The sequence below is a fragment of the Phytopseudomonas seleniipraecipitans genome (assembly GCF_900102335.1).
Classification (GTDB): Bacteria; Pseudomonadota; Gammaproteobacteria; order Pseudomonadales; family Pseudomonadaceae; genus Aquipseudomonas; species Aquipseudomonas seleniipraecipitans.
Window position 1 is genome coordinate 46973 of record NZ_FNBM01000011.1, and the last position, 24226, is coordinate 71198.

At 63.1% G+C, this 24226-nt stretch carries 21 protein-coding genes; 11 read left to right on the forward strand and 10 right to left on the reverse strand.

The annotated features are described in order from the left end of the window. Nucleotides 1–190: 190 nt before the first annotated feature. From BLS60_RS19590 to BLS60_RS19600, 3 genes are all read right to left on the reverse strand, one after another. A complete protein-coding gene (locus tag BLS60_RS19590) occupies nucleotides 191–1096 on the reverse strand; it encodes a helix-turn-helix domain-containing protein (RefSeq protein WP_070882539.1) in 906 nt (301 codons plus the stop codon). 131 nt (nucleotides 1097–1227) lie between these two features. Next, on the reverse strand, nucleotides 1228–1953 hold the full coding sequence (locus BLS60_RS19595; RefSeq protein ID WP_070882538.1) for a carbonic anhydrase: 726 nt from the start codon (nucleotides 1951–1953) through the stop codon (nucleotides 1228–1230). 283 nt (nucleotides 1954–2236) lie between these two features. Beyond that, on the reverse strand, nucleotides 2237–3298 hold the full coding sequence (locus tag BLS60_RS19600) for a PA0069 family radical SAM protein (RefSeq protein ID WP_092371467.1): 1062 nt from the start codon (nucleotides 3296–3298) through the stop codon (nucleotides 2237–2239). Between the two features lie 149 nt (nucleotides 3299–3447). Between BLS60_RS19600 and BLS60_RS19605 the strand changes: the two genes are divergently transcribed. From BLS60_RS19605 to BLS60_RS19615, 3 genes are read left to right on the forward strand one after another with little or no spacing between them, the layout of a single operon-like run. After that, nucleotides 3448–4545 (forward strand): efflux RND transporter periplasmic adaptor subunit, encoded by a 1098-nt coding sequence (locus BLS60_RS19605; RefSeq protein WP_092371470.1) that lies wholly within the window; start codon nucleotides 3448–3450, stop codon nucleotides 4543–4545. Beyond that, nucleotides 4542–5609 (forward strand): efflux RND transporter periplasmic adaptor subunit, encoded by a 1068-nt coding sequence (locus tag BLS60_RS19610; RefSeq protein WP_092371473.1) that lies wholly within the window; start codon nucleotides 4542–4544, stop codon nucleotides 5607–5609. The genes BLS60_RS19605 and BLS60_RS19610 overlap by 4 nt, the downstream gene beginning before the upstream one ends. Next, nucleotides 5606–8692 carry an efflux RND transporter permease subunit gene (locus BLS60_RS19615; protein WP_092371476.1) on the forward strand — a complete coding sequence of 1029 codons (3087 nt, stop codon included), beginning with the start codon at nucleotides 5606–5608 and terminating at the stop codon, nucleotides 8690–8692. Before BLS60_RS19610 ends, BLS60_RS19615 begins: the two co-directional genes overlap by 4 nt. Nucleotides 8693–8763: 71 nt before the next feature. Here BLS60_RS19615 and BLS60_RS19620 read toward each other — a convergent pair whose 3' ends face one another. After that, nucleotides 8764–9765, reverse strand: a complete 1002-nt coding sequence (locus BLS60_RS19620) for a bile acid:sodium symporter family protein (RefSeq protein ID WP_092371479.1) — start codon at nucleotides 9763–9765, stop codon at nucleotides 8764–8766. A gap of 98 nt (nucleotides 9766–9863) precedes the next feature. Between BLS60_RS19620 and BLS60_RS19625 the strand changes: the two genes are divergently transcribed. Continuing rightward, the gene (locus BLS60_RS19625; protein ID WP_092371482.1) at nucleotides 9864–10655 is read left to right on the forward strand and encodes an AraC family transcriptional regulator; all 792 of its coding nucleotides are present in this window, start codon (nucleotides 9864–9866) and stop codon (nucleotides 10653–10655) included. Between the two features lies 1 nt (nucleotide 10656). Here BLS60_RS19625 and BLS60_RS19630 read toward each other — a convergent pair whose 3' ends face one another. From BLS60_RS19630 to BLS60_RS19645, 4 genes are all read right to left on the reverse strand, one after another. After that, complete coding sequence (locus tag BLS60_RS19630; protein WP_092371485.1) at nucleotides 10657–11436, reverse strand: DUF1835 domain-containing protein; 780 nt, start codon at nucleotides 11434–11436, stop codon at nucleotides 10657–10659. A gap of 17 nt (nucleotides 11437–11453) precedes the next feature. Further along, the gene (locus BLS60_RS19635; protein WP_092371488.1) at nucleotides 11454–12527 is read right to left on the reverse strand and encodes a hypothetical protein; all 1074 of its coding nucleotides are present in this window, start codon (nucleotides 12525–12527) and stop codon (nucleotides 11454–11456) included. A 104-nt stretch (nucleotides 12528–12631) separates the two neighbouring features. Continuing rightward, nucleotides 12632–14050, reverse strand: a complete 1419-nt coding sequence (locus BLS60_RS19640; RefSeq protein WP_092371491.1) for an FAD-binding oxidoreductase — start codon at nucleotides 14048–14050, stop codon at nucleotides 12632–12634. Nucleotides 14051–14123: 73 nt separating this feature from the next. Beyond that, nucleotides 14124–15431 carry an MFS transporter gene (locus BLS60_RS19645; RefSeq protein ID WP_070882529.1) on the reverse strand — a complete coding sequence of 436 codons (1308 nt, stop codon included), beginning with the start codon at nucleotides 15429–15431 and terminating at the stop codon, nucleotides 14124–14126. Nucleotides 15432–16267: 836 nt separating this feature from the next. Here BLS60_RS19645 and BLS60_RS19650 point away from each other — a divergent pair. The 3 genes from BLS60_RS19650 (at nucleotide 16268) to BLS60_RS19660 (ending at nucleotide 19365) form a co-directional block, all read left to right on the forward strand. After that, nucleotides 16268–17245: a tripartite tricarboxylate transporter substrate binding protein gene (locus BLS60_RS19650; RefSeq protein ID WP_092371494.1), complete on the forward strand. Its 978-nt coding sequence runs from the start codon at nucleotides 16268–16270 to the stop codon at nucleotides 17243–17245. A 62-nt stretch (nucleotides 17246–17307) separates the two neighbouring features. Further along, on the forward strand, nucleotides 17308–17835 hold the full coding sequence (locus BLS60_RS19655; RefSeq protein ID WP_092371497.1) for a tripartite tricarboxylate transporter TctB family protein: 528 nt from the start codon (nucleotides 17308–17310) through the stop codon (nucleotides 17833–17835). Between the two features lie 9 nt (nucleotides 17836–17844). Beyond that, complete coding sequence (locus tag BLS60_RS19660; RefSeq protein WP_092371500.1) at nucleotides 17845–19365, forward strand: tripartite tricarboxylate transporter permease; 1521 nt, start codon at nucleotides 17845–17847, stop codon at nucleotides 19363–19365. A gap of 109 nt (nucleotides 19366–19474) precedes the next feature. Here the strand turns inward: BLS60_RS19660 and BLS60_RS19665 are convergent, their stop codons facing one another. Both BLS60_RS19665 and prlC read right to left on the reverse strand, forming a co-directional pair. Beyond that, nucleotides 19475–19762 carry a YheV family putative zinc ribbon protein gene (locus BLS60_RS19665; RefSeq protein WP_092371503.1) on the reverse strand — a complete coding sequence of 96 codons (288 nt, stop codon included), beginning with the start codon at nucleotides 19760–19762 and terminating at the stop codon, nucleotides 19475–19477. Beyond that, nucleotides 19759–21807: an oligopeptidase A gene (prlC, locus tag BLS60_RS19670; RefSeq protein WP_092371506.1), complete on the reverse strand. Its 2049-nt coding sequence runs from the start codon at nucleotides 21805–21807 to the stop codon at nucleotides 19759–19761. Before prlC ends, BLS60_RS19665 begins: the two co-directional genes overlap by 4 nt. Nucleotides 21808–22049: 242 nt before the next feature. Between prlC and BLS60_RS19675 the strand changes: the two genes are divergently transcribed. The 4 genes from BLS60_RS19675 to BLS60_RS19690 all read left to right on the forward strand — a co-directional run bounded on the left by BLS60_RS19675 (nucleotide 22050) and on the right by BLS60_RS19690 (nucleotide 24216). Continuing rightward, nucleotides 22050–22592 carry a gamma carbonic anhydrase family protein gene (locus BLS60_RS19675; RefSeq protein WP_092371509.1) on the forward strand — a complete coding sequence of 181 codons (543 nt, stop codon included), beginning with the start codon at nucleotides 22050–22052 and terminating at the stop codon, nucleotides 22590–22592. A gap of 176 nt (nucleotides 22593–22768) precedes the next feature. Beyond that, nucleotides 22769–23239, forward strand: a complete 471-nt coding sequence (gene parS, locus BLS60_RS19680) for a type II RES/Xre toxin-antitoxin system antitoxin (RefSeq protein WP_092371512.1) — start codon at nucleotides 22769–22771, stop codon at nucleotides 23237–23239. Beyond that, nucleotides 23239–23700: an RES family NAD+ phosphorylase gene (locus tag BLS60_RS19685; protein ID WP_070882520.1), complete on the forward strand. Its 462-nt coding sequence runs from the start codon at nucleotides 23239–23241 to the stop codon at nucleotides 23698–23700. The genes parS and BLS60_RS19685 overlap by 1 nt, the downstream gene beginning before the upstream one ends. Nucleotides 23701–23718: 18 nt before the next feature. After that, the gene (locus BLS60_RS19690; protein WP_092371515.1) at nucleotides 23719–24216 is read left to right on the forward strand and encodes a GNAT family N-acetyltransferase; all 498 of its coding nucleotides are present in this window, start codon (nucleotides 23719–23721) and stop codon (nucleotides 24214–24216) included. The last annotated feature ends 10 nt before the right edge of the window (nucleotides 24217–24226 follow it).

Genomic DNA, 24226 nt, shown 5'->3' on the forward strand with positions numbered 1-24226 from the left:
TCAGGAGACATTATTGTTTTTGTGGGCCGACCCGGATTACACCCCCTCAGGTCAGGGCAAACAACGCCTCGACTGCACTGCAACCGATACTTTTTTGCACTGAAAATGCAGGGCTCGGCGCTAGTGAAATACCACAGACCTCTCAAGAGCGGGCCTTTGGCGATATTTCCAACGAATGAGAGCGACAGATTCAGTACAGGTTTTGCTCGGTAACCCGTTGCGTGACCAGCCGGCGATAGCCGCTGGGCGTCATGCCCTTGAGCTGCTGGAAACGCCGATTGAAGTTGGAAATATTGTTGAAGCCGGACTCGAAGCACACCTCGGTCACCGGCTTGTCGCTCTGGGTCAGCAGCTCGCAGGACTTGCTCACCCGCATGCGATTGACGAACTCGACAAAACCGCGCCCGGTGGCCTGCTTGAAAAAGCGCGAGAAATAGGTCGGCGTCATGCCCAGGTACTCGGCGACTTCTTCCTGGGTCAGCTCCTGGGCATAGTGCTGGAAGATGTAATCGACGGCGCGGTTGATGCGCTCGACATGATGCTCGTCCGCCAACTGCGCGGCAGTTCTGTCCGACAGCAGCTGGTAGTCGTCGCAGGCAGCGAGCAGCTCCATGAGGATGAAGAAATTACCCAGGCGGGTCATGCCTTGGGAATCGGCGATGCGCTGCAACAAATGGCGCGCCTCGGCGATGGTGTGCTCGCAGCGGAACTCGATACCGTAGTGGGCGCGGCTGAGTAACGGCTGCAGATCCTTGAGTTCGGCGAACACCGCCGTGCCGCTTTCCAGCACGTCGTCGGTGAAGTTGACCAGCATATCGCGCTGGGCAACCGCCTCGCCGGCAGCCATCTGGCTGATCCAGTTGTGCGGCAGGTTGGGGCCGGTAAGAAACAGGGTATCGGGGGAAAAGTTGCCGATATAGTCGCCGATGAACACCTTGCCCGAACTGGCGACGATAAGGTGCAGCTCGTATTCCTTATGGAAATGCCAGCGCACCAGCGGGCTGGGAAAACCATGCTGGCGGTAGATCAGCGAATGGCCTTCGTGGTCATCCATCAACTCGTAGGACGGGTCGAGCGTTCTTTGCGTTCGGGACATGGTCGGGCGGCATCGTCTTATTCTTGTCGAAACAAAGCCGCGCTTTTTCAAGCGCGCCCAGCTTACCGACTAAAGACCCTAGCACAGCCCGACTGGTTCGCAGACCTTGCGCCTGCGAACCAGTCTGCAGATCAGCCCTGTGGATAACGCGCGCGGGGCGTGGCCATCGGCAGCGGGCCGTCACCGATCTGGCGGAACCCGCCGTTCTCGGCATCGTAGGCTTTGATCTGGCAGCTTTCGATGTCGTACACCCAGCCATGGATGAACAGCTGCCCGGCAGCCAGGCGTGATGCGACCGACGGATGCGTGCGCAGGTGATCGAGCTGGGCCACCACGTTTTCTTCGGTGAGCACACCCAGGGTGGTGTGGTCGGCGCAACCGCAGTTGTCGGCGACCACGGTCTTGGCGACTTCGGCATGGCGCAGCCAGGCCTTGACCGTCGGCATACGCTCCAGGGTGGCGGGGTCGAGCACAGCTTTCATCGCGCCGCAGTCGGAGTGGCCGCAAACGATGATGTGCTGCACACCCAAAGCCGCCACGGCGTACTCGATGGCAGTGGAGACGCCACCGTTCATCTGCCCGTAGGGCGGCACCACGTTACCGACGTTGCGGGTTACGAACAGATCGCCCGGCTCGCTCTGGGTGATCAGCTCGGGGACGATGCGCGAGTCGGCGCAGGTGATGAACATCGCGCGCGGTGACTGGGCATGGGCCAGCTTCTTGAACAGCGCTTGTTGCTGCGGGAACACATCCTGACGAAAGCGCAGGAAGCCATCGACCAAGTGATCCAGCGCTTCGGCGGCAGAAGCGGCATTCTTCTCGGACTTGCCATCGGCAGGACGATGATTACCAGGCATAGCGTTACCTCGTTTACGGATAGGGACGAAGCGTGCGACAGCGCACAGCTTCCCAGCCGACGGCGTTGCCGGCAAGGGGGTCGAAGGCTTGGACTGTGGCAGCACGATTCAAGGCACGTCTGGGCAACAAATATCCGGTCACGGGGTGTAACGATGGAGTGCGGGGCATCGCGCCCTGGGTATCGCTTCGCTCAACGCCAGGCTACCCAAAGCCGCCCTCCGCCATACCCGTAGCCTGGGTCGAGCGCAGCGACACCTGGGAATTCCAACAACGACGAAGCCGTCAGAACAACCCCATCTGCTGCCCTGGCGGCGCGAACAGCGAGCAGTCCAGAATGGCCCGTTTGCTGCCGTCGTAGCCGTAGCGCCGCCGCGCCAGGCGAAAGCGCTGAGCCAGCAGGTCGGCGAAGTGGCCCTCGCCTTTCATCCGCGAGCCAAAACGGCTGTCGTAATTCTGCCCGCCGCGCGACTGGCGAATCAGGCTCATCACGTGCTCGGCGCGATCGGGAAAGTGCGTCTGCAACCATTCCTCGAACAGCCCGGCGATCTCCAGCGGCAAGCGCAGCAGCACGTAGCCGGCGGAGCTGGCTCCGGCATCCCGGCCCGCCTCGAGCAGGCGCTCAAGCTCCATGTCGTTGATCATCGGGATCATCGGTGCGGCCATCAGGCCCACCGGCACGCCGTGCTCGTGCAGCGTCTTCATCGCTCGCAGGCGAGCCTTCGGCGCAGCAGTGCGCGGCTCCATGATGCGTTTGAGTTCGTCGTCGAGGGTGGTGACGCTGAACGAAACGCTGGCCAGATTGAGGCTGGCCAGCTCTTCGAGCAGGTCGAGATCACGCAGGATCAGCGCGCTCTTGGTGATGATGCTCACCGGGTGGCGGTAGCGCAGAAGGATTTCCAGCGCCTGGCGCGTCAGCTGGTGTTCACGCTCGATGGGCTGATAACCGTCGGTGTTGATTCCCAGGGCGATAGGCTTGGGCATGTAACCCGGCTTGCTCAGTTGCTCCTCGAGGCGCTCGGCGAGGTTGGTCTTGGCGATCAGCTTGGTTTCGAAATCAATGCCTGGCGACAGGTCCCAATACGCGTGGCTGGGCCTGGCGAAACAGTAGATGCAGCCGTGCTCGCAGCCCCGGTAAGGATTCACCGAACGGTCGAAGCCGACGTCTGGCGAGTTGTTGCGGCTGATCACCGTCTTCGCCAGTTCGTGTCGCACTTCGGTGACGAAGGTCAGCGGCGTCTGCTCCTGATACCAGCCATCGTCCTCGGCTTCGCTGGTGGTCGGCGCGAAGCGATTGTGCGGCTGGCTGGCGGTGCCGCGACCGCGCGGGACTGAGATAGGATTCATGGCAAAAACTCTTTAACTGTATATAAATACAGTATTCACTTAACGACGTCTGCACAAGCCAGCCCGTCGGAAGAGGTTGCCTGAACCGTTCGTCGCCCGCTGCGGTCGCATTTGCACACACACCCGCTTCCTACCGTGCCGGAGCCTGCATGCCGCCCGTATCGATCTTCGCTTCGCCTCGTATTGCCGGGGCCTTGCTGGCATTCGTGCTGCTGGGCGGCTGCGCCGACGACGCGCCGCCAGAACCACAGCACCCGCGGGTCAAGGTGGCGACAGTCAGCCTGATCGACTACGTCGCCGACGCCACGCTGACCGGCGATATCCAGGCGCGCGTGCAGACCGACCTGTCGTTCCGCATCGGCGGCAAGATCATCGAGCGCCTGGTCGATGTTGGCGACAGCGTGCAGGCCGACCAGGTGCTGGCGCGCCTCGACCCACAGGATCAGCGCAACGCCGTGCGCTCCGCCGAAGCTGCGGCTGAAGCGGCCCGTGCGCAGCTCAAGCTGAGCGCGGCCAATCTGTGGCGCCAACAGCAACTGTTACCCAAGGGCTACACCAGCCGCAGCGAATACGACAGCGCGCTGGCCAGCGAGCGCAGCGCCCGCAACAGCCTGGCCGCCGCCGAAGCGCAGCTGGCCGATGCCCGTGAGCAGAGCGGCTACACCGAACTGCGCGCCGAAACCGATGGGGTGATCACCGCCCGTCAGGCCGAGGTGGGCCAGGTAGTACAGGCAGCCACACCTATCTTCGGCCTGGCCCGCGAGGGAGCCCGCGACGCGGTGTTCAATGTCTTCGAGGCGCTGCTCGTCGAACCGGGCCAGGCGTTGCGCGTCAGCCTGCTGGAAAATCCGGCGATCAGCGCCGAAGGCAAGGTCCGCGAGGTCAATCCGCAAGTCTCCGCACAGAGCGGCACGGTGCAGGTCAAGGTCAGCCTTGAGCAGGTACCGGCGGCGATGACCCTGGGTGCGACCGTCAGTGCCGAGGTACACACCCCAGCCAGGCGCAGTGTCGAACTGCCCTGGTCGGCCCTCACCAAGGCCGAGCGCGAGCCAGCAGTGTGGCGGCTCAGCGACGACGATGTTGCTGACCTGCACCCGGTGCAGGTCGGTCGCTATCTGACCGACAAGGTGATCATCCGCGGCGGCCTGCTGGACGGTGATCGCGTGGTGGTAGCCGGCGGTCAACTGCTGCATCCGGGCCAGAAGGTGGAAATCGCCGAGCAGCGCAAGCTGGAGGATCAGCCATGACGCGCCAGCTAGGTGTTGCGCTGGTCGCCGTCGCACTGCTCGCCGGTTGCGCCGAGGAAGAGAAACCCGAACCGATCCGCCCCGTGCTCTATACCGAGGTGCAACAGCAGGACCAGCAGGCGCTTGGCCGCTTCGCCGGCATCATCGAAGCGCGAGTGCAGAGCACGTTGGGCTTTCGCGTCGGAGGCCGTCTCGCTCAACGCCTCGTCGACGCCGGCGCTGAGGTGAAAGCGGGTACTACCCTGGCGACTCTCGACCCCACCGATCAACAGAATGCCCTGCGCGCCAGTGAAGGCGACTTGGCGCGCAGCGAAGCGCAGTGGATCAATGCCCAGGCCAATGCGCGTCGCCAGCAGGAGCTGTTCGACCGCGGCGTCGGCGCCAAGGCCATGCTCGAACAGGCACAAACCGAATTGAGCAACGCCCGCAGCAGCCGTGAACAGGCTGAAGCCGCCACGCGGCAAGCCCGCGACCGCGTCGCCTACGGCACCCTGAGCAGCGAGTTCGATGCCGTGGTCACCACCTGGCACGTCGAGGCTGGCCAGGTGGTCGGCGCCGGCCAGGAAGTCGTCACCCTCGCCCGCCCTGACGTCAAGGAAGCAGTCTTCGACCTGCCGGTGGATGTCGCCGATGCGCTTGATGACACCGTGCAGTTCAACGTGGTTTCTCAGCTCGACCCGAGCATCGCCACCCGTGGCACGCTGCGCGAACTGGCGCCGCGTGCCGACGCTGCAACGCGCACCCGCCGCGCCCGTCTGACCCTGGCCGACACCCCGCCGGGCCTGCGCCTGGGCACCGCCGTGGCCGTCAGCCTCACTCGCGAGCAGACGCCACGCAGTGTGCTGCCAGTCGGGGCGCTGCAGGAAGTCGACGGCCAGGCCCGCGTATGGGTCATCGACACCGCCACGAAGACCGTGCATCCGCGTGCCGTGCAGGTGGTAGCTCGTGACGGGCAACAGATCAGCGTCGAAGGCCTCGCGCCGGGCGACAAAGTAGTCAGCGCCGGCTTGAGCGAGCTCAAGGATGGTCAGGCAGTGCGTATCGATGAGGGCGTGGCACCATGAATCAACAGGCGCCGCGCAAGAACGGCTTCAACCTCTCCGACTGGGCGCTGCGCCACCAGTCGTTCGTCTGGTACCTGATGTTCGTGTCGCTGCTCATGGGCGTGATTTCGTACATGAACCTGGGCCGCGAAGAAGACCCTTCCTTCACCATCAAGACCATGGTCATCCAGACCCGCTGGCCGGGCGCCACGGTGGACGAAACCCTCAGCCAGGTCACCGACCGCATCGAGAAAAAGCTCGAAGAGCTGGACTCGCTGGACTACGTGAAGAGCTACACGCGGCCCGGCGAGTCGACCATCATGGTGTTCCTGCGCGACACCACCAAGGCGGGTGATATCCCAAACATCTGGTACCAGGTGCGCAAGAAGGTCGACGACATCCGCGGCGAGTTTCCCCAGGGCTTGCAGGGCCCCTCGTTCAACGACGAATTCGGTGACGTGTTCGGCTCCATCTATGCCTTCACCGGCGACGGGCTGAGCATGCGCCAGCTGCGCGACTACGTGGAACGAGTGCGCGCCGAGATCCGCAGCGTGCCCGACATGGGTAAGGTGCAGATGGTTGGCCAGCAGAACGAGGTGTTCTACCTCAACTTCTCGACGCGCAAGCTGGCCGCGCTGGGCATCGACCAGAGCCAGGTGATCCAGAGCCTGCAGGCGCAGAACGCGGTGACGCCTTCCGGGGTGATAGAGGCTGGCCCGGAGCGTATTTCCGTGCGTACCAGTGGCCAGTTCGCATCGGAAGCCGACCTGCGCAACGTCAACCTGCGCCTGGACGACCGCTTCTATCGGCTTACCGATATTGCCGAGATCAGCCGCGGCTATGTCGACCCGCCGCAATCGCTGTTTCGCTTCAATGGCACGCCTGCCATCGGCCTGGCCATCGCCATGCGCGACGGCGGCAATATCCAGACCTTCGGTAAAGCCCTGCACGCGCGCATGGACGAGCTGACCGCCGAGCTGCCGGTGGGTGTTGGCGTGCACGTGGTGTCCGACCAGGCCGAGGTGGTGGACGAGGCCGTCAGCGGCTTCACTCGCGCGCTGTTCGAGGCGGTGCTGATCGTCATGCTGGTGAGCTTCGTCAGTCTGGGCATTCGCGCCGGCCTGGTGGTCGCCTGCTCGATTCCGCTGGTGCTGGCCATGGTCTTCATGTTCATGGAATACAGCGGCATCACCATGCAGCGCATCTCCCTGGGCGCGTTGATCATCGCGCTGGGATTAATGGTGGACGACGCGATGATCACTGTCGAGGTGATGGTCACACGCCTGGAAAAAGGCGACTCGTTGCACGATGCCGGGACCTTCGCCTACACCTCAACGGCGTTCCCGATGCTCACCGGCACGCTGGTGACGGTGGCCGGTTTCGTGCCCATCGGCCTCAATGCCAGTTCGGCCGGCGAGTACACCTTCACCCTGTTCGCGGTGATTGCCGTGGCCTTGTCGCTGTCCTGGCTGGTGGCCGTGGTGTTCGCGCCGGTGATCGCCGTGCACATCCTGCCCAAACGCATGAAGGCCAAGGAAAGCGGTCCGGGCCGCATCGCCCGCGCCTTCGACAAGGGTCTGCTGCTGTCTATGCGTCACCGTTGGTGGACGATCGGCATCACCGTGGCGATGTTCGCGGCGTCGATCGCCGGCATGACAATGGTGCAGAGCCAGTTCTTCCCGGCGTCGGATCGCCCGGAAATTCTCGTCGACCTCAACCTGCCGCAGAACGCCTCGATCAACGAGACCCGCGCCCAGGTCGACCGCCTCGAGGCCAGCCTCAAGGACGACCCGGACATTGCCCGCTGGAGTACTTACATCGGCCAGGGCGCGCTGCGCTTCTACCTGCCGCTGGACCAGCAACTGCAAAACCCGTTCTACGCCCAGCTGGTGATCGTCAGCCAGGACATCGAGGCCCGTGATCGTCTGGTCGGCAAATTGAAGAAACGCCTACGCGACGACTTCGTTGGCATCGGCAGCTTCGTCCAGCCCCTGGAGATGGGCCCGCCGGTGGGCCGGCCGATTCAGTACCGGATCAGCGGCGCGGACGTCGATCAGGTGCGCAAGCACGCCCTGGAACTGGCGGCGCTGCTCGATAAGAACCCGGACATCGGCGAGATGGTTTACGACTGGAACGAACCGGGCAAGGTCTTGCGCATCGACGTCGCCCAAGACAAAGCGCGGCAATTCGGCCTGTCCTCGGAAGATGTCGCCAACCTGCTCAACGGCATCGTCAGCGGCACCACGGTCACCCAAGTGAAGGATGACATCTACCTGATCGACGTGATTGGCCGCGCCGAAGACAGCGAGCGCAGCTCGCCGCAGACCCTGGAGAACCTGCAGATCGTCAATCCGAGCGGCGTGGCGATTCCGCTGCGTGCGTTCGCCACCGTGGGTTACGAGCTGGAACAGCCGCTGGTGTGGCGCCGCGACCGCAAGCCAACCATCACCCTCAAGGCCGCGGTGATCAGCGATGTTCAGCCGACTGACCTGGTCGCCGACCTGGCGCCGGACATCCAGAAATTCTCTGACAGCCTGCCCAATGGCTACAGCGTCGCCACTGGCGGCACGGTGGAAGAAAGCGGCAAGGCCCAGGGCCCAATCGCCAGCGTGCTGCCGCTGATGCTGTTCCTGATGGCCACCTTCCTGATGATCCAGCTGCACAGCGTGGCCAAGACCTTTCTGGTGTTCAGCGTAGCGCCACTCGGGCTGATCGGCGTGGTGCTGGCGTTGGTGCCGACCGGCACGCCGATGGGCTTCGTGGCGATTCTCGGCATCCTTGCGCTGATCGGCATCATCATCCGCAACTCGGTGATTCTGGTCACCCAGATCGACGAGTTCGAGCGCGCCGGCGACTCGCCCTGGCAGGCGGTCATCGACGCCACCCGGCACCGTCGCCGGCCGATCCTGCTGACCGCCGCCGCAGCCAGCCTGGGCATGATCCCCATCGCCCGCGAAGTGTTCTGGGGGCCGATGGCCTACGCAATGATCGGCGGCATTTTCAGCGCCACCCTGCTGACCCTGCTGTTCCTCCCGGCGCTTTACGTGGCCTGGTACCGCATCCGCGAGGATGACCAGGAGGCTTCCCCGAAACAGGCGCAATAGACCGTGGCCCGGGTTGAGCGAAGCGATACCCGGGAGACTCCCGGGTCGCCATCCGTGCAGATCGTGTCGGGCTACACCTTGGCTTGTAGCCCCTCTTCAACGGCAACGGTTTCAGGCCGCCTGGCATAGCGCTGGGCGAGCACCGCGCAGACCATCAGCTGGATTTGATGAAAGATCATCATCGGCAGGATCATCAGGCCGATGCTGCTGCCGGCGAACAACACCTGGGCCATTGGTACGCCAGTGGCCAGGCTCTTTTTCGAGCCGCAGAACAGGATGGTGATGCGGTCTTCCATATTGAAGCCGCACCACTTGCCCAGCAGCGCGGTGATACCCAACGACAGCGCGAGCAGCAGGCAGCAGGCGAATACAAGCGCCGCCAGGGTCGGCCAGGACACCTCGCCCCACAGGCCTCCGACCACCGCCTCGCTGAACGCTGTGTAGACCACCAGCAGGATCGAGCTCTGATCCACGTACTTCAGCCAGTCCTTGTTGCGGCCGACCCAGGCACCAATCCAGCGCCGCGCGATTTGTCCGGCGATGAAGGGCACCAGCAGCTGCAGGGTGATCTTGCCGATTGCGTCGAGCATCGAGCCGCCGCTGCCATGCACGTCCATCAGCAGCGCCACCAGCAAAGGCGTGAGGAAGATGCCGAACAGGCTGGAGGCCGCAGCGCTGCAGATTGCCGCGGGAATATTGCCGCGCGCTAGCGAGGTGAAGGCAATGGCCGACTGCACCGTGGCCGGCAGCGCGCACAGGTAAAGCATGCCCAGGTACAGCTCAGTGCCGATCATCGGCGACAGCAGTGGCTTGAGCGCCAGCCCGAGTAACGGGAAGAGAATGAAAGTGCAGCTGAACACCAGCAGGTGCAGGCGCCAGTGCCCGGCACCGGCGATGATCGCCTCGCGCGACAGCTTGGCGCCGTGCATGAAGAACAACAAGGCGATGGCCAGATTGGTGATCCAGCCGAAAGCCACCGCGCCGTTGCCGCTCACGGGCAGGAAAGTAGCGGCGAGAACGACGGCGATCAGCGTCAGGGTGAAGTTGTCGGGCAGCAGACGGGAGCGGGCCATGGGCAGGATTCCGAGCAGACGAAGGCAGGCAGTTGCCAGAGAAGGGCGCTCACTCTACGCTGAAGCTCAATTGCCGACTAACGCCATAAAGCCAGATCATGTCGCCTAACGGACAAACCACCATTGCCGAGCGCAGCGTTCCCCACCTGGAACGCTTGCCGCGTCCCTTGTACGCACGCAACGAATCACTGACCCGGCAGACTGGCACGCCGCGCCACAGCCACACCTGGGTACAGCTGACTTACGCCATCCAGGGCGTGCTGCACGTACGCACCGCCGTCGGCAGTTTCGTCGCGCCGCCACAACGGGCGATCTGGATTCCCGCCGGCCTCGAACATGAGGTACTGAGCTCGCCAAATACCGAAATGCGCAGCCTTTATCTGGATACTGCCAGTACCGACTCCCCCGGCGGCAATTGCCGCGTGCTCGGCGTGGATGCGTTGACCCGCGAGTTGATTCGCAGCTTCTGTGAGTTACCGGTGGAATACGATGAAACCGGGCCAGACGGGCGACTGGCGCAGGTGCTGCTCGATCGCTTGCGGACGGCGCCCGAGGTGCATCTGTCGTTACCACTGCCGAGCGACCCGCGACTGCGCACGCTGTGCGCCATGCTGCAGGGGAAACCGGACGATGACCGCCCGCTGGCAGACTGGGGCGAAAGCCTGGGCGTGTCGGAAAAGACCCTCAGCCGCCTGTTCCTGCGCGACACCGGCCTGACCTTTCGCGCCTGGCGGCAACGCCTGCGCCTGCTCGGCGCGCTGACGCCGCTGGAGCAGGGCCAGCGCGTGACCGACGTGGCGCTGCTGTGTGGCTATGAATCGACGTCAGCCTTCATCGCCGCGTTTCGCCAGCAGTTCGGCGCCACGCCGGGCGAATTCTTTCGCGCCTGAATCAGCCGGCGCGGCGCACCTGCAGCAGTGAGTAGCCCTGCTCGCCAGGCTCGCCGGTGAGCACCAATTGGCCCGCTGCGGCCAGCTCGCGGGCGCGCCAGAACAGGAAGTAATCGGTGGCGAAGAACCCGTCGTTGCGCGCCATCACTTCCGCCATGAGGCGAGCCAGCGGTTGCGGCTCCGCCCGTGCCTGACGCAGCACCGCAGCGTCGACGGCCTGATAATCTTCGGCGGCGAACTGCCCCGTCTGCCAGCGATGAATCAGCCCACCATCGGTCACCGCCGCACGCCATTGTGCCGCCAGGGCTGCCTGGCGTTCTGTCTCGACCGGTCGGGGCTTGGCCAAGCCAAGCAGTGCCTGCGGCGTGCGCATGGCGACTGCCTGGCGGTTTTGCACCCAGCTGTTGCCGGTGCCGCAGGAGACCTCGATCAGCGCCACGGCGCTGCCTTCCAGTGCGTGCGCAACGCGCGCGAGCAGCAGCTGCTCACTGGCACTGTCGCCATGCCAGACGGTAACCGGCCGCTCCTGCCTGGCGAGGTCGGCGATCCACTGCGCATCGGCGGGCAGCCCAGCAGCGAAATCCGGCATCGGCGTAGCCCCCTCCGGCCACACCGCCCGCCAGAACGCCACGCGCTCGGCACAGGGCGGCGTGTCGACATCACCGAGCGGGCCGACGGCCAGGTCGTCACGCAATACGTGCAGCCCTGCCTCTGCAGCCGCCGGCCCGATCACATGGGTCACGCCTGCGACTGCGTTGTCGCCACACACCAAATGCCACATGACGCCTCCTCGCGCCCTCACGGGGCCAGTTGAACCGGCAAGGCCGGCTTGTCGCCCTGCTGCCAGGTGCCTGTCAGCGCGCCGTCCGCCTGGAATTCAAGTTCGAAGCGCGCGGGCGGCTCGCCGCTTTCGTGCAGGGTGACGTGGTCCTGCTGATGCTCGCCGCCCAGCTCGATGCGTGTGGCGTGTTTGTCGTAGAAGTAGCTCGCGGACAGGCTGTGATCGGCGTAAAGCTGCTCGAGCACCAGAGTGATGGGGTAGCGGCCCAAGGTGCCGTGGTAGACGCCCTGGCCCACACTGTTGGCTGGCAGTGCGCAGTTGCTGCGGCGCTGCAGCAGCACACAGCGACCGTACGCACTGAGGTCGCCGCTCAGCGCCTGATAGCTGAAGCGGTTGGCAAACTCGCCGAGGTCATCGAGCGCACGATTGACGTGAGCCGCGCAGGATCCGGCAATCAGCGTCAGGCTATCGCCGCTCAGTTGCACGCGGTCGTAATCGAGGCTGGCGTCACGGCGATCACCAAGGCAGCTGGTGTACATGGCGCGCTGGCCTTCCAGCCACTGCTCGTCATCGCTGAGTGCTTTGCCGTCATCCGCTTTGGCAGGCGGCAGCTGGTCGAGGAAATCCTCCAGGCGCTTTGTTCGCAACCCTTGCACCTCGCTCTGCACACGCTGCAGCCCTTCAGCAGTGAACAATTGTCGAAGGCCGACAGGCCGGCCGCTGGCCAGGTCGAAGCTGTAATTGCGCGTGCTCTGGCTGGTGTAGGCACCGGTGTACTCACCGTCGATGGCCAGAGACAGATAACCCGGCCCTTGGCCCGTGACCTGATAATCGAGGCTATTCACGCCCCAGATCTCGCCGTTTTTGGGCTGCACCTTCTCGAACGGCGATTTGGCGAAACGCCCTGGCAGGGCCTGGAGTTCGACGGTGTGCAGAAAGGTATTGATGCGCCCGATAGCGGGGCTGTCGCCGACCAGCAGCGGGAAGCGATAGGTTTCCCAGTCACTGCGCTTGGCGGTGAGATCGTCAATACGCACATCGGCCAGCGCAGGTAATGCGATGGCAAGCAGAGGCAGCAGCAGAAAGCGCACAGGGAATACCTTATTCGGAACCTGAAAGTCGGCCAGTATCCGCTAGCGAAAAGCTGACTGCCAGGCTCCGTTGAGGGTTCAGCAGGCGTGAGCCGATTGCAGGCTCAGAGCAGCTTGCCGGGGTTCATCAGGCCGGCAGGATCGAGGGCCTGTTTCAGCGTGCGCATCAACTCCAGCTCGAGCGGGTCCTTGTAACGGCGCGCCGCCTCTCGCTTGGCCTGGCCAAGGCCATGCTCGGCACTGATGCTGCCGGCGAACGCCCGGGTGACGTCGTAGATGACGTGCATGATTGCCTCGGCCTGGGCCTTGAAGGGCACGTCTTCGCTGCCAACCGGCTTGCTGATGTTGTAGTGCAGGTTGCCATCGCCAACATGGCCGTAAGCGACGATCCGCACCCCGGGAAACGCCGCTTGCAGCTGCTGATCAGCCGTCTCGATAAAGGCGGGGATGCTGCTGACCGGCACGCTGATGTCGTGCTTGAGGCTCGGCCCCTCATGGTTCTGCGCCTCGGAAATACCCTCGCGTATTTTCCACAGCGCGGCGACCTGGGTTTCGTTACCGGCCACCACGGCGTCCAGCGCTTCGCCCTGCTCGAACGCCTCGCCCAAGCCGTTTTCCAGCATCTCGTTGAGCGGCGCATCGAGCAACGTGTCGCTCAGCTCGATCAGCACGTACCAGGGATGAACCTCGGCAAACGGGTCGTTGCATCCGGCTACGTGACGCAGTACGAACTCGACGCTCTGTCGCGACATCAACTCGAAGCCCGTCAGCCGATCGCCACACAGCCCGCGCATGCGTCCGATCAGATCGACCGCCGCCTGCGTGCTGGGCAGCGCGACCCAGGCGGTGGTGCGGCTGCGCACTGCGGGATACAGCTTGAGCACGGCGGCAGTGATGATGCCCAACGTGCCTTCCGAACCGATGAACAGCTGCTTGAGGTCATAACCAGTGTTGTCCTTGCGCAGGCCGCGCAAGCCATTCCAGATGCGCCCATCGGGCAACACCACTTCCACGCCCAGGGTCAGGTCGCGCATGTTGCCGTAGCGCAGCACAGCGGTGCCGCCGGCGTTGGTGGCCAGGTTGCCGCCGACGGTGCAGCTGCCTTCGGCGCCCAGCGACAGCGGGAATAGTCGGCCGGCCTCGGCGGCGGCTTCCTGCAGGCGCTGCAGGATCACCCCGGCTTCCACGGTGATGGTCTCGTTGCCAGGGTCGACCTGGCGAATCTGCGTCATGCGCGTCAGCGAGAGCACCACCTGGTCGCCAGACGCATCGGGAATCGAGCCGCCGCACAGCCCGGTATTGCCACCTTGCGGCACCAATGCGATGCCGGCCTGCGCGCACAGCCGAACCACCTCAGCCACCTCAGCGGTCGACGCCGGGCGCACCACCAGCGCGGCCTCGCCACGGTAGGCGTTGCGCCAGTCGCTCAGGTAACTCTGCATGCGTTCGCTGTCGCGGATCAGACCGGCCTCGCCGACCACGTTTTCAAGTGACTTCGTCAGTGTTTCGGTCAGACGTCCCATGACGCGCTCCTCGGTTACAGGTGTTGTTCATCGGGCCGGGACGCGTGGCGTCGCTGCGGCCGGTGTGTGCAGACTAATCGTCCAGTTCGACCCGTTCGATTCGGCCGACCAGAAACAGATAGCAAAGCGCTGCCAGCAGGGCATTGAGCGCCACATAGGCGAGCGCCAGGTCGAACGAGCCGGTGCGGCTGACCAGATAGCCGACCACAATCGGCGTGGTGATTGCCGCCAGGTTGCCAAAGGTATTGAACAGCCCGCCGGACAGCCCGACGATCTGCCGCGGCGAGGTGTCGGCCACCAGCGTCCAGCCGTGTGAGCCGAACCCTTTGCCAAAGAAGGCCAGCGCCATCAGGCCGACCACTGCCGCATCGGATTCGGCATAAATGCACAGCACCATGCTGCTCGACAGCAGCAGACCGCAGACGATAGGCAGCTTGCGCGCCAGCGTCAGTGAATGCCCGCGGCGCAGCAGACCATCGGAGAACAGGCCGCCGAGCAAGCTACCGACGAAGCCGCTGATTGCCGGCAGGGCCGCGGCGAAACCGGCACCGAGCATGGTCATGCCGCGCGCCTGAATCAGGTAGACCGGGAACCAGGTCAGGAAAAAGTAGGTGATCGCGTTGTTGCAGTATTGGCCGAGATACACGCCCAGCAGGGTGCGCTCACGCAACAGCAATCCGAGATAACGCCACTGTGAACGCCCTGCCCCCGGCTTGTGCGGCTCGAGGTCGATGAGCCCGCCGCCCGATTCGATGTGGGTAAATTCCGCCTCACTGATATGCGGATGACTGCGCGGGCTGTGGATAACCTTCAGCCACAGCACGCAAAGCAGCAAGCCAAACACGCCCAGCACGATGAATACCTGCTGCCAGCCGAAGGTCTGCACCACCCAGCCCATCAACGGCGCGAACACCGCCGTGGCGGAATACTGCGCTGAGGCCGACACCGCCGTCGCCGTGGCGCGCTCGGTGGCGGGGAACCATGCGGCGATGATCCGTGCATTACCGGGGAAGCACGGCGCCGCAGCAAAGCCCACGGTAAGGCGCAGCAGGAATAGCGTCGCAACCGTCCAGGACAGCGGCAGCAAGTCGACGAAGCCTTGCGACAGCGTCAGCAGCGACCAGGCAAACAGCGTGATGCCGTAAACGCGCTTGGCACCGAAACGGTCGAACAGCCAGCCACCGGGAATCTGCCCGATCACGTAGGCCCAGCCGAATGCCGAGAAGATGTAGCCCAGGGTCACCGCATCGATACCCAGGTCAGCCTGCAAGGCAGAGCCGGCAATCGACATGCTGGAACGGTCAGCGAACGTTACCGAGGTGACCAGAAACAGCATCAGCAGGATGCTGTAACGCACCCGCCCGTGTTTAAAAACAGGCATAAGGCACGCTCATTCCGGGAACAGGGGTGGCCAGGCCGTACGGCGATGGCGGCCAAGGGCGCCTCGGCACATTGAATTGCCAAGGCGAGGCACCACAACAGGTGCGGCGAGCGAACATGGCATGAGGCAAACGGGTATCTAGGCGCATTATTTTTCTTGTAGATTGTCAGCGTTGAATGGCCAGCTGATCACCGCGGCGCTCTCGCCGCCCGGCACGCTGACCCTCGCGTTGAACGTTTTGAGGCGATGGTATCGGAGAGAATCCGGCACCGTCGGCAGGCGTATCATTGAGATACGTTATCGTACGACTGTCAAAAAAACACCTTCATTGATCCGCGAGCGTCTTCGTCCACTGCGCAACGGTGAAGTTAGTGCTCTACGTAAACGCTCTAGACCGGGGCTTGTTCATGAAAAATGAGCCTGTCACATGCCGATCACATTGACAGGTTAAAGGCAGCTTGGTACTAATCTGTTCAAGTCATACGACAACATATGACAACCCAATAACAATAGTGAGGTTCAGGTCATGCCAAAGACCTTACCCGTCCGCGCCGATCGCCTTGCACCGCCCCGCCTGACGGGCTTCGGTAGCCTATGCCGAGCGCGCGCCGAAAACCATTCGTCCTCCCTATGCACCTGAGCTGCCCAACGCCACGTATTTCTTGCTGGCGGCAAGGCCATCGGCTTTCCAGAGTGCCCTTCTTCTCCGCTCTTTTCGACGTGACTGCCTTGGGCTTCGCATGTCGTGACGAGCACCTGCAAGACGTTCATCGAAGCACAAAAAACTCGGTTGTCTCGGTTGAGCCGGGCGACTTCTACACCCCACGGAGCCTCCAATGAAAAAAATATTCCGCGCCTCCCTCCTCTCTGCCATGGTCGGTATGGGTGCCATCGGCGCCCATACCGCTGCGATCGCTGACGATGTCAAATGGCCGACCCGGCCCGTCCAGGTGGTCGTAATCGCCAACCCGGGTGGTGACACCGACTTCAACGCCCGCATGATGGCCAAGTACTTCAACGAAATCACCGGCAAGACCATGGTCGTGACCAACGTCGCCGGTGGTGGTGGCACCCTGGCCGCCGAACAGGTGAAGGGCGCTGCGGCAGATGGCAACACCATCCTCTTCACCCACCCGGGCCAGATGATCGTCAACGAAGTAGCGGGTCTGACTGAAGACAGCTACGAAACCTTCGATATTTCCTGCATCGCTGGCGTGGACAAGAGCGCGGTATTCGTCGCCTCCAAGCAGTCCGGCGTAACCAGCATGAAAGACCTGATCGAGAAGTCCAAAGCCAACCCGGGCAGCCTCACCTATGGCACCGAGATGGGTAACTTCTCCCACGTTCAAGGCCTGCAGCTGGAAAAACTCAGTGGCGCGAAACTGAAAATGGTTGATGGCGGCACCGTATCCGACCGTGTGGTCGGCATGCTCGGTGGTCGTCTGGATCTCGGCGCGATGAGCTACGGCGCCGTACAGGACTACGTCAGCGGAGGCCAAATGGTCGCCCTGGGCCAGCCCAACGCCGAGCGTAACCCGCTGATCCCGGACGTGCCGACCCTCAAGGAGCAGGGCCTGGACATCACCCTGGACAAGCCGTACATCGTTGCTTTCCCGAAAGGCACCGACCCGGCCATCGTCAAGAAAATGGCCGACATCATGAAGCAGATCACCGAGAAGCCTGCTTACGCCGAGGATCTGAAGAAATTCAAGCAGCCGGTTGCCTACTTCAATACTGAAGACTCGAAAGAAATTCTGGCCAAGACCCGCGACGATTTCATGCAGTTCAAGGATGCTCTGCGCCAAGGCAAGTGAGTCCTGACACAGCGCCGGCCGGATAAGCGCCGGCGCTGTGCTTTCGTTCTTCGAGGTTCCAAATGCGTACCCCCCCGAATAAAAAAGAGCTGATCATCGGCCTTGCCATGATCGGCTCCAGCCTCGCCTACCTGGTGATGGCCTACCAACTCCCTGGCCACGACGGCGTCGACGCGGGCACCGTCCCGGCGCTCCTCGCAGGCTTGCTGATACTGCTGGGTGCCATGCAGGTATTCAGCGCGTTCGCCCGCAAGCCGGCGCCCGCCGAAGCAGCGGCAACGCCGACTACAGGCGACCTACCGGAGGTGCCGGTCGAAGAAGCGGCACCGGACATCATCGAACCACGCACGGTGATTCTCACCCTGGCGTTGATCCTCGGTTACATGGCGCTGCTGGGGCCGGTGGGCTTCCCGATCATGACGGTGATCTACCTGTACCTACAGTTCCTGGTCCTGACACCGGTCACCCAGAAAGCCAAGCACGTGAGCTATCTCCTGATCGCGGTGATCAGCTCAGCCGTCATCTTCCTGCTGTTCCGCGAGGCCTTCGACCTGATGTTGCCCGCTGGCCTGCTGAACAATTTCATCTGAGGATCGACCATGCTCGACTTACTGCAGCAAGGCTTCGGTGCCGTTTTCTCGATCAACATATTGCTGCTGATGGCCATCGGCGTGGCCGTCGGTATCGTCTTCGGCGCGGTGCCGGGCCTATCCGCCACCATGGCCGTAGCGCTTTGCCTTCCACTGACCTTTACCATGGGCCCGCAAGCTGGCCTGTCTCTGCTGGTCGCACTGTTCATCGGTGCCACCTCGGGGGGGTTGATCTCAGCGATTTTGCTGAAAATTCCCGGAACACCCTCATCGATCGCCACGGTGTTCGACGGTGGCCCGTTGATGGAGCAGGGCCATGGCGCCAAGGCGCTGGGCATCGGCATCGTGTTCTCCTTTCTGGGTACGCTGTTCAGCATCGCCGCACTGATGTTCATCGCCCCGCAATTGGCCAAGGTCGCCCTGAGCTTCGGCCCGCATGAATATTTCGCCATCGCCATCTTCTCCCTGACCTTGATCGCCACGCTGTCCGCTGGCTCCATGGTCAAAGGACTGTTCGCCGGTGCACTGGGTTTTGCCGTGTCGACAGTGGGCATCGCGCCGGTAGAAGCGATTCGTCGTTTCACCTTCGGCGTCAGCGAGCTGAATGGCGGTTTCTCCATGCTCACGGTGATGATCGGCATGTTCGCGGTGGCCGAGATCATCAAGCTCGCCGAAACCGGCCGCCATGCGGTGCAAGGCAAGGCCAAGTCGGTCAGCATGAAGAACATCAAGGGCTTCGGCTTCTCGTTCAAGGAGTTCCGCGAACAGCTGCCGAACGCTGGCCGCTCTGGCCTGATCGGCCTGGGTATCGGCATTCTGCCGGGTATCGGCGCAGGCACCTCGAACCTGGTGGCCTACATCATCGCCAAGAAACGCGCCAAAGACGGCCACACCTACGGCAAGGGCAACATCGGCGGCGTGGTCGCTAGTGAAACCGCCAACAACGCTGGTATCGGTGGCGCAATGATGCCGCTGATGACCCTGGGCATTCCGGGCGACACCGTCACCGCGATCATGCTCGGCGGCTTCCTGATCCACGGCATCCAGCCCGGCCCGCTGCTGTTCATCAGCCAGGGCCCGCTGGTGTACACCATCTTCGCCGCGCTGATCGTCGCCACCTTCATGATGCTGTTCATGGAGTTCTACGGCCTGCGTCTGTTCATCAAGCTGCTCGACGTGCCCAAGCACATCCTGTTGCCGATCATCTTGGTGCTCTGCGTAGTGGGTGCCTTCGGTCTGTCCAGCCGCCTGTTCGACGTCTGGTCGATTCTGCTGTTCGGTGTGCTCGGCTATGGCTTCGTCAAAGCTGGTATGCCGGCGGCGCCATTCATCATCGGCTTCATCCTCGGGCCGATGGCCGAGACCAACCTGCGACGTGGCCTGATGTTGTCGGACGGCAACTTCATGGACTTCTTCACCAACCCCATCTCCGGCTCTTTCCTGGCCATCGCCTTGGTGTTCATCCTCTGGCAGGTGTACAGCGCAATGCGCCCGAAACAGAGCGCGATCAACGAGATTCTGCGTAGTTGATGAGGCCCGCAAGCCCTCTACCGACATATAGAGGGGTCGCCGCAGCACAATAAAAAACGCCGCTCCCAATGGAGCGGCGTTTTTCATTTCGGGTACGCCGCCAAACGCCTCAGTCGTCGTGTTTCTTCAACTTCGGGTTGGGGAAGAACTGCACGGCCTTGATCTTGGGGTCAGCCGGCTTCTTCGGTGTCAGGGCGCTGACGTTGACGCGGGTCGGCAGCTCCTTGGCTACCGAGTTACCGCGTTCGTCCAGGGTGTCGGCATAACCGCACTGCACGCATTCACGATGCGGCACGCCGTCGACGTTCCACATCTTGATGCTGTCCATTTCGCTGCACGCCGGGCACACGGCACCAGCGATAAAGCGCTTGGGCGTAATCACCGGTTCGTCGCTCATGCCGCCTCCGCACTCAGGCCGAGATGACGCAGCAGCGCGTCGATGCTCGGCTCGCGGCCACGGAAGTCGACGAACAGCACCATTGGCGCCTGGGAACCGCCGCGCGCCAGGATCGCCTCGCGGAAGGCGCGACCGGTCTGCGGGTTGAGCACGCCCTCTTCTTCGAACTTCGAGAAGGCATCGGCAGACAGCACTTCGGCCCACTTGTAGCTGTAGTAACCGGCCGCGTAACCGCCGGCGAAGATGTGCGCGAAGCTGTTGGGGAAGCGGTTGTAGGCTGGCGGACGCATCACCGACACCTCATCGCGAATGCCCTCGAGCACCTCCAGCACACTACGACCGTCGCCATGGGTGGCGTGCAGTTCGAAGTCGAACAGCGAGAACTCCAGCTGGCGCACCATCATCAACCCGGACTGGAAGTTCTTGGCGGCGAGCATCTTGTCGAGCAGATCCTGAGGCAACGGCTCACCGGTCTGGTAATGCCCGGAGATCAGCGCCAGGCCTTCCGGCTCCCAGCACCAGTTTTCCATGAACTGGCTCGGCAGCTCCACAGCGTCCCAGGCCACGCCATTGATGCCGGACACGCCAACGTGCTCGACGCGGGTCAGCAGGTGATGCAGGCCATGACCGAATTCGTGGAACAGGGTGGTGACTTCGTCATGGGTCAGCAGCGCTGGCTTGCCGGTCGACGCCGGGGTGAAGTTGCACACCAGGTTGGCCACCGGGCTGACCAGCTCGCCGCTGGCAGCGCGGCGCTTGTCGCGGGCGCCGTCCATCCACGCACCGCCGCGCTTGTTGGCGCGCGCGTAGAGGTCGAAGAAGAAGCGGCCTACGTGCTGACCGTTTTCCTCGATCTCGAACAGGCGCACATCCGGGTGCCAGGTATCGAAGCCGGACAATTCCTTGATCTGGATGCCGTAGAGCTTTTCGACAATGGCGAACAGGCCACTGAGCACCTTGTCGATCGGGAAGTAGGCACGGAGGATTTCCTGGGAAATGCTGTAGCGCTGCTCACGCAGTTTTTCGCTGTAGTAGCCGACGTCCCAACTCTGCAGGTCGCTGCAGCCCTGCTCGGCGGCGAACGCCTTGAGTTCGCTCAAATCCTGCGCGGCGAACGGCTTGCTGCGCACGGCCAGGTCACGCAGAAAGCTCAGCACCTGCTCGGGAGTCTCGGCCATCTTGCTGGCCAGGCTCAGCTGTGAGTAGTTGGCGAAGCCGAGCAAGCGCGCCAGTTCCTGACGCAGTTCGAGAATCTCGGCCATCACCGGGCCGTTGTCGTTCTGCCCGGCATTCGGGCCCTGGTCCGAGGCGCGGGTGCAGTAAGCCGCATACAGCTCTTCGCGCAGCGCGCGGTTGTCGGCATAGGTCATCACCGCGTAGTAGCTGGGGAATTCCAGGGTGATCAGCCAGCCCTGCAGGTCCTTGGCTTCGGCCGCCTGCTTCATCTGGCCCTTGGCGGATTCGGTAATGCCGGCCAGCAGACTTTCGTCCTCGACGTGCTTGCTCCACGCCTGGGTGGCATCCAGCAACTGGTTGGAGAAGCGGCTGCCCAGTTCGGACAGCTTCATCTGGATTTCGCCGTAGCGCTTCTGCTGCTCGGGCGGCAGGTCGATGCCGGAGAGGCGGAAGTCACGCAGCGCCTGCTCGAGAATGGTTTCCTGCGCCACATCGAAACTGGCCGCTTCAGGGCTGGCGGCCAGCGCCTCGTAGGCCTGGAACAGCGCTCGGTTCTGGCCCATCTCCGTCCAGTATTCAGACAGTTTCGGCAGGCAGGCCTCGTACGCAGCACGCAGCTCTGGGTTGTTGCGTACCGCATTCAGGTGGCTGACCGGGCTCCAGGCGCGGCCCAGTTTGGCGCCCTGCTCGTCGAGCGCGTCGATCAGCGTTTCCCAGCGCGGCGTGTCGCCCTGGCTGGCCAGCACATCGGCGACCACCGTGCGGCTTTCGGCGAGAATGGCATCCACCGCCGGCTCTACATGCTCGGGCAGGATGGTCGAATACGGCGGCAGGTCGAAATCTTGCAGAAGCGGATTGTTCGCACTCACGTCGGGTACCTGTGGTGGAATGAATTAAACACACTGACCAGTGATATGGCGGTCATCTTAATTACAATCAACCCCCAGCGCAGCTTAAGAGCCTGTTCAACGTCTCGCGAGCTAGAGCAATGCAAGGCGAAAACAGGCGAGGACGCGGAGTTTACGAGCTGTAAATGAGCAGTCCGAGCCTGTTTTTAACGCCGCAGTGCCGACGCGCAGCAGACTTTGAACAGGTTCTAGGAGGTTCTATCGTGGCGATTCGTAGATATCAGGGCACCACACCGACACTCGGCGATCGCGTGTTCGTCGATACCTCTGCAGTGGTTATCGGTGATGTGGAAATCGGCGAGGACAGCTCGGTGTGGCCGCTGACCGTGATCCGTGGCGACATGCACCGCATCCGCATCGGCAAGCGCACCAGCGTGCAGGACGGCAGCGTGCTGCACATCACCCACGCCGGGCCGTTCAACCCGGACGGTTTCCCGCTGCTCATCGGCGACGAGGTGACCATCGGCCACAAGGTGATGCTGCATGGCTGCACCCTGGGCAGCCGCATTCTGGTCGGCATGGGCAGCACGGTGATGGACGGTGCTGTGGTCGAGGACGAGGTGATCATTGGCGCTGGCAGCCTGGTGCCGCCAGGCAAGGTGCTGGAGAGCGGTTATCTGTACGTCGGCAGCCCGGTGAAGCAGGCACGGCCGCTGACCGACAAGGAGCGCAATTTTTTCAGCTACACCGCCGGCAATTACGTGAAGCTCAAGGATACGCACCTGGCCGAGGGTTTCGATCAGTGAGACCCCGGCAATGGCTTGATAGCAGCCCCGGGTATCGCTGCGCTCAACCCAGGCTATGCGTGATCGGCTAATGAGGACTGGCTTTGCCGCCTTGATCGCGACAGGCCGTGCAAGATCACCGCGCAAGGAGTAACCTTCATTTGATGTTATTTTTCAGTTCAAATGAAGGAGGCAGCATGACCATCACCGCAATGCGTCAGGCCAAACAGGGCAAGGACGAAGTGCCGCCCGTGGTCGCTGCCTTCTGGGATTTCAGCGCCGGCCGGGAAAAGCTCAGCGAAGCCGAGCGCCTGCAGGAGATCCGGGACGGGTTCGCCGCCGAGCTGGTGCAGGCGGTCAAGGCCACCTTCGCCCTGCCCGAGCGCAGTCTGGAAATTCTCCTTAATGCCTCGATCTCGACCCTCGAACGGCGGCGTCGCGAACGCAAGGTACTCGACCCGGTCGCCTCGGAGCGGCTCGACCGCATCGCCATGGTCTGCCAATTGGCCGAAGAGGTGTTCGAGAGCCGCCTGGCGGCTGCAGACTGGATGTCGCGCGCCAATCGCTCGCTTGGCGGGCAGGCGCCGATCATGCTCTGTGAGACGGAAATCGGTGCCAAGCAGGTTCGCCGGGTGCTCAACGCCCTCGATTGGGGTGGCGCAGCCTGATGCGCGCCTGGCGTGTCGCCAAGGCCAAGCGGGCGACCGATCTGTCCGGGCGTGGCGCCGCCATCGAAGGCGGGCGCTGGAACGAGCAGGATGTCGCAGCGGTGTACATGGGACTCTCCCCTGCCATCTGCTGCCTGGAAACCTTCGTGCATGCGGAGGGGCCACCGGCGATGCCGATGAAAATCACCTGCTTCGAGCTGCCGGACGATCTTGATCTTTACTGGGAGCCTGAGGCCAGTGCGCTACCGAATGGCTGGAGCGCATTGCCCGTGGACCGCCCGAGCATGGACTACGGCAGCGCCTGGCTGCGGGCTGTCAGCCACCTCGGATTGATCGTGCCGTCGGCGGTGCTGCCGCTGGAGCGCAACCTCGTGATCAACCCGCTGCACCCGGCCGTCAGCCGTATCCGCATCGTCGATACCTACGATTTCACTTACGACCCACGCATGTTCAAGGCGTGAGCACCTTCAGGAAACCGTGTGAATATTCGTCCTATTACCGAAGCCGATTTCAATCAGGTCTGGCCGATCATCCGCGATGTCGTCCAGGGCCAGGAAACCTACGCCTATGACCCGGCCATGGACCGTGAAACAGCCTGGAAAACCTGGGTCGAGTTGCCCCGCGCGACCTATGTGGCCGAAGAGAACGGGCAGATCCTCGGCAGCTATTACATCAAGGCCAACGCCGCGGGGCCGGGCGACCACGTCTGCAACTGCGGCTACATGACTTCGCCGGCCGCGCGCGGAAAAGGCGTGGCGAGCGCGCTGTGCCAGCACTCGCTGCACATCGCCCGCGAGCTGGGCTTTCAGGCGATGAAGTTCAACTCCGTGGTGGCAACTAACACAGTCGCCGTGGCGCTCTGGCAGAAGCACGGCTTTACCATCGTCGGTACCCTGCCGAAGGCCTACCGTCATCGCACGCTCGGCTTGGTGGATTGCCATGTGATGTACCGCTGGCTGAACGACAATGATCTTTAGCCGAAAGATT

Bases quoted from the DNA above. Each gene is read 5' to 3' on its own strand.
- BLS60_RS19590 (WP_070882539.1), bottom strand. From the start codon at position 1,096: ATGTCCCGAACGCAAAGAACGCTCGACCCGTCCTACGAGTTGATGGAT.
- BLS60_RS19595 (WP_070882538.1), bottom strand. From the start codon at position 1,953: ATGCCTGGTAATCATCGTCCTGCCGATGGCAAGTCCGAGAAGAATGCC.
- BLS60_RS19600 (WP_092371467.1), bottom strand. From the start codon at position 3,298: ATGAATCCTATCTCAGTCCCGCGCGGTCGCGGCACCGCCAGCCAGCCG.
- BLS60_RS19605 (WP_092371470.1), top strand. From the start codon at position 3,448: ATGCCGCCCGTATCGATCTTCGCTTCGCCTCGTATTGCCGGGGCCTTG.
- BLS60_RS19610 (WP_092371473.1), top strand. From the start codon at position 4,542: ATGACGCGCCAGCTAGGTGTTGCGCTGGTCGCCGTCGCACTGCTCGCC.
- BLS60_RS19615 (WP_092371476.1), top strand. From the start codon at position 5,606: ATGAATCAACAGGCGCCGCGCAAGAACGGCTTCAACCTCTCCGACTGG.
- BLS60_RS19620 (WP_092371479.1), bottom strand. From the start codon at position 9,765: ATGGCCCGCTCCCGTCTGCTGCCCGACAACTTCACCCTGACGCTGATC.
- BLS60_RS19625 (WP_092371482.1), top strand. From the start codon at position 9,864: ATGTCGCCTAACGGACAAACCACCATTGCCGAGCGCAGCGTTCCCCAC.
- BLS60_RS19630 (WP_092371485.1), bottom strand. From the start codon at position 11,436: ATGTGGCATTTGGTGTGTGGCGACAACGCAGTCGCAGGCGTGACCCAT.
- BLS60_RS19640 (WP_092371491.1), bottom strand. From the start codon at position 14,050: ATGGGACGTCTGACCGAAACACTGACGAAGTCACTTGAAAACGTGGTC.
- BLS60_RS19645 (WP_070882529.1), bottom strand. From the start codon at position 15,431: ATGCCTGTTTTTAAACACGGGCGGGTGCGTTACAGCATCCTGCTGATG.
- BLS60_RS19650 (WP_092371494.1), top strand. From the start codon at position 16,268: ATGAAAAAAATATTCCGCGCCTCCCTCCTCTCTGCCATGGTCGGTATG.
- BLS60_RS19655 (WP_092371497.1), top strand. From the start codon at position 17,308: ATGCGTACCCCCCCGAATAAAAAAGAGCTGATCATCGGCCTTGCCATG.
- BLS60_RS19660 (WP_092371500.1), top strand. From the start codon at position 17,845: ATGCTCGACTTACTGCAGCAAGGCTTCGGTGCCGTTTTCTCGATCAAC.
- BLS60_RS19665 (WP_092371503.1), bottom strand. From the start codon at position 19,762: ATGAGCGACGAACCGGTGATTACGCCCAAGCGCTTTATCGCTGGTGCC.
- parS (WP_092371512.1), top strand. From the start codon at position 22,769: ATGACCATCACCGCAATGCGTCAGGCCAAACAGGGCAAGGACGAAGTG.
- BLS60_RS19685 (WP_070882520.1), top strand. From the start codon at position 23,239: ATGCGCGCCTGGCGTGTCGCCAAGGCCAAGCGGGCGACCGATCTGTCC.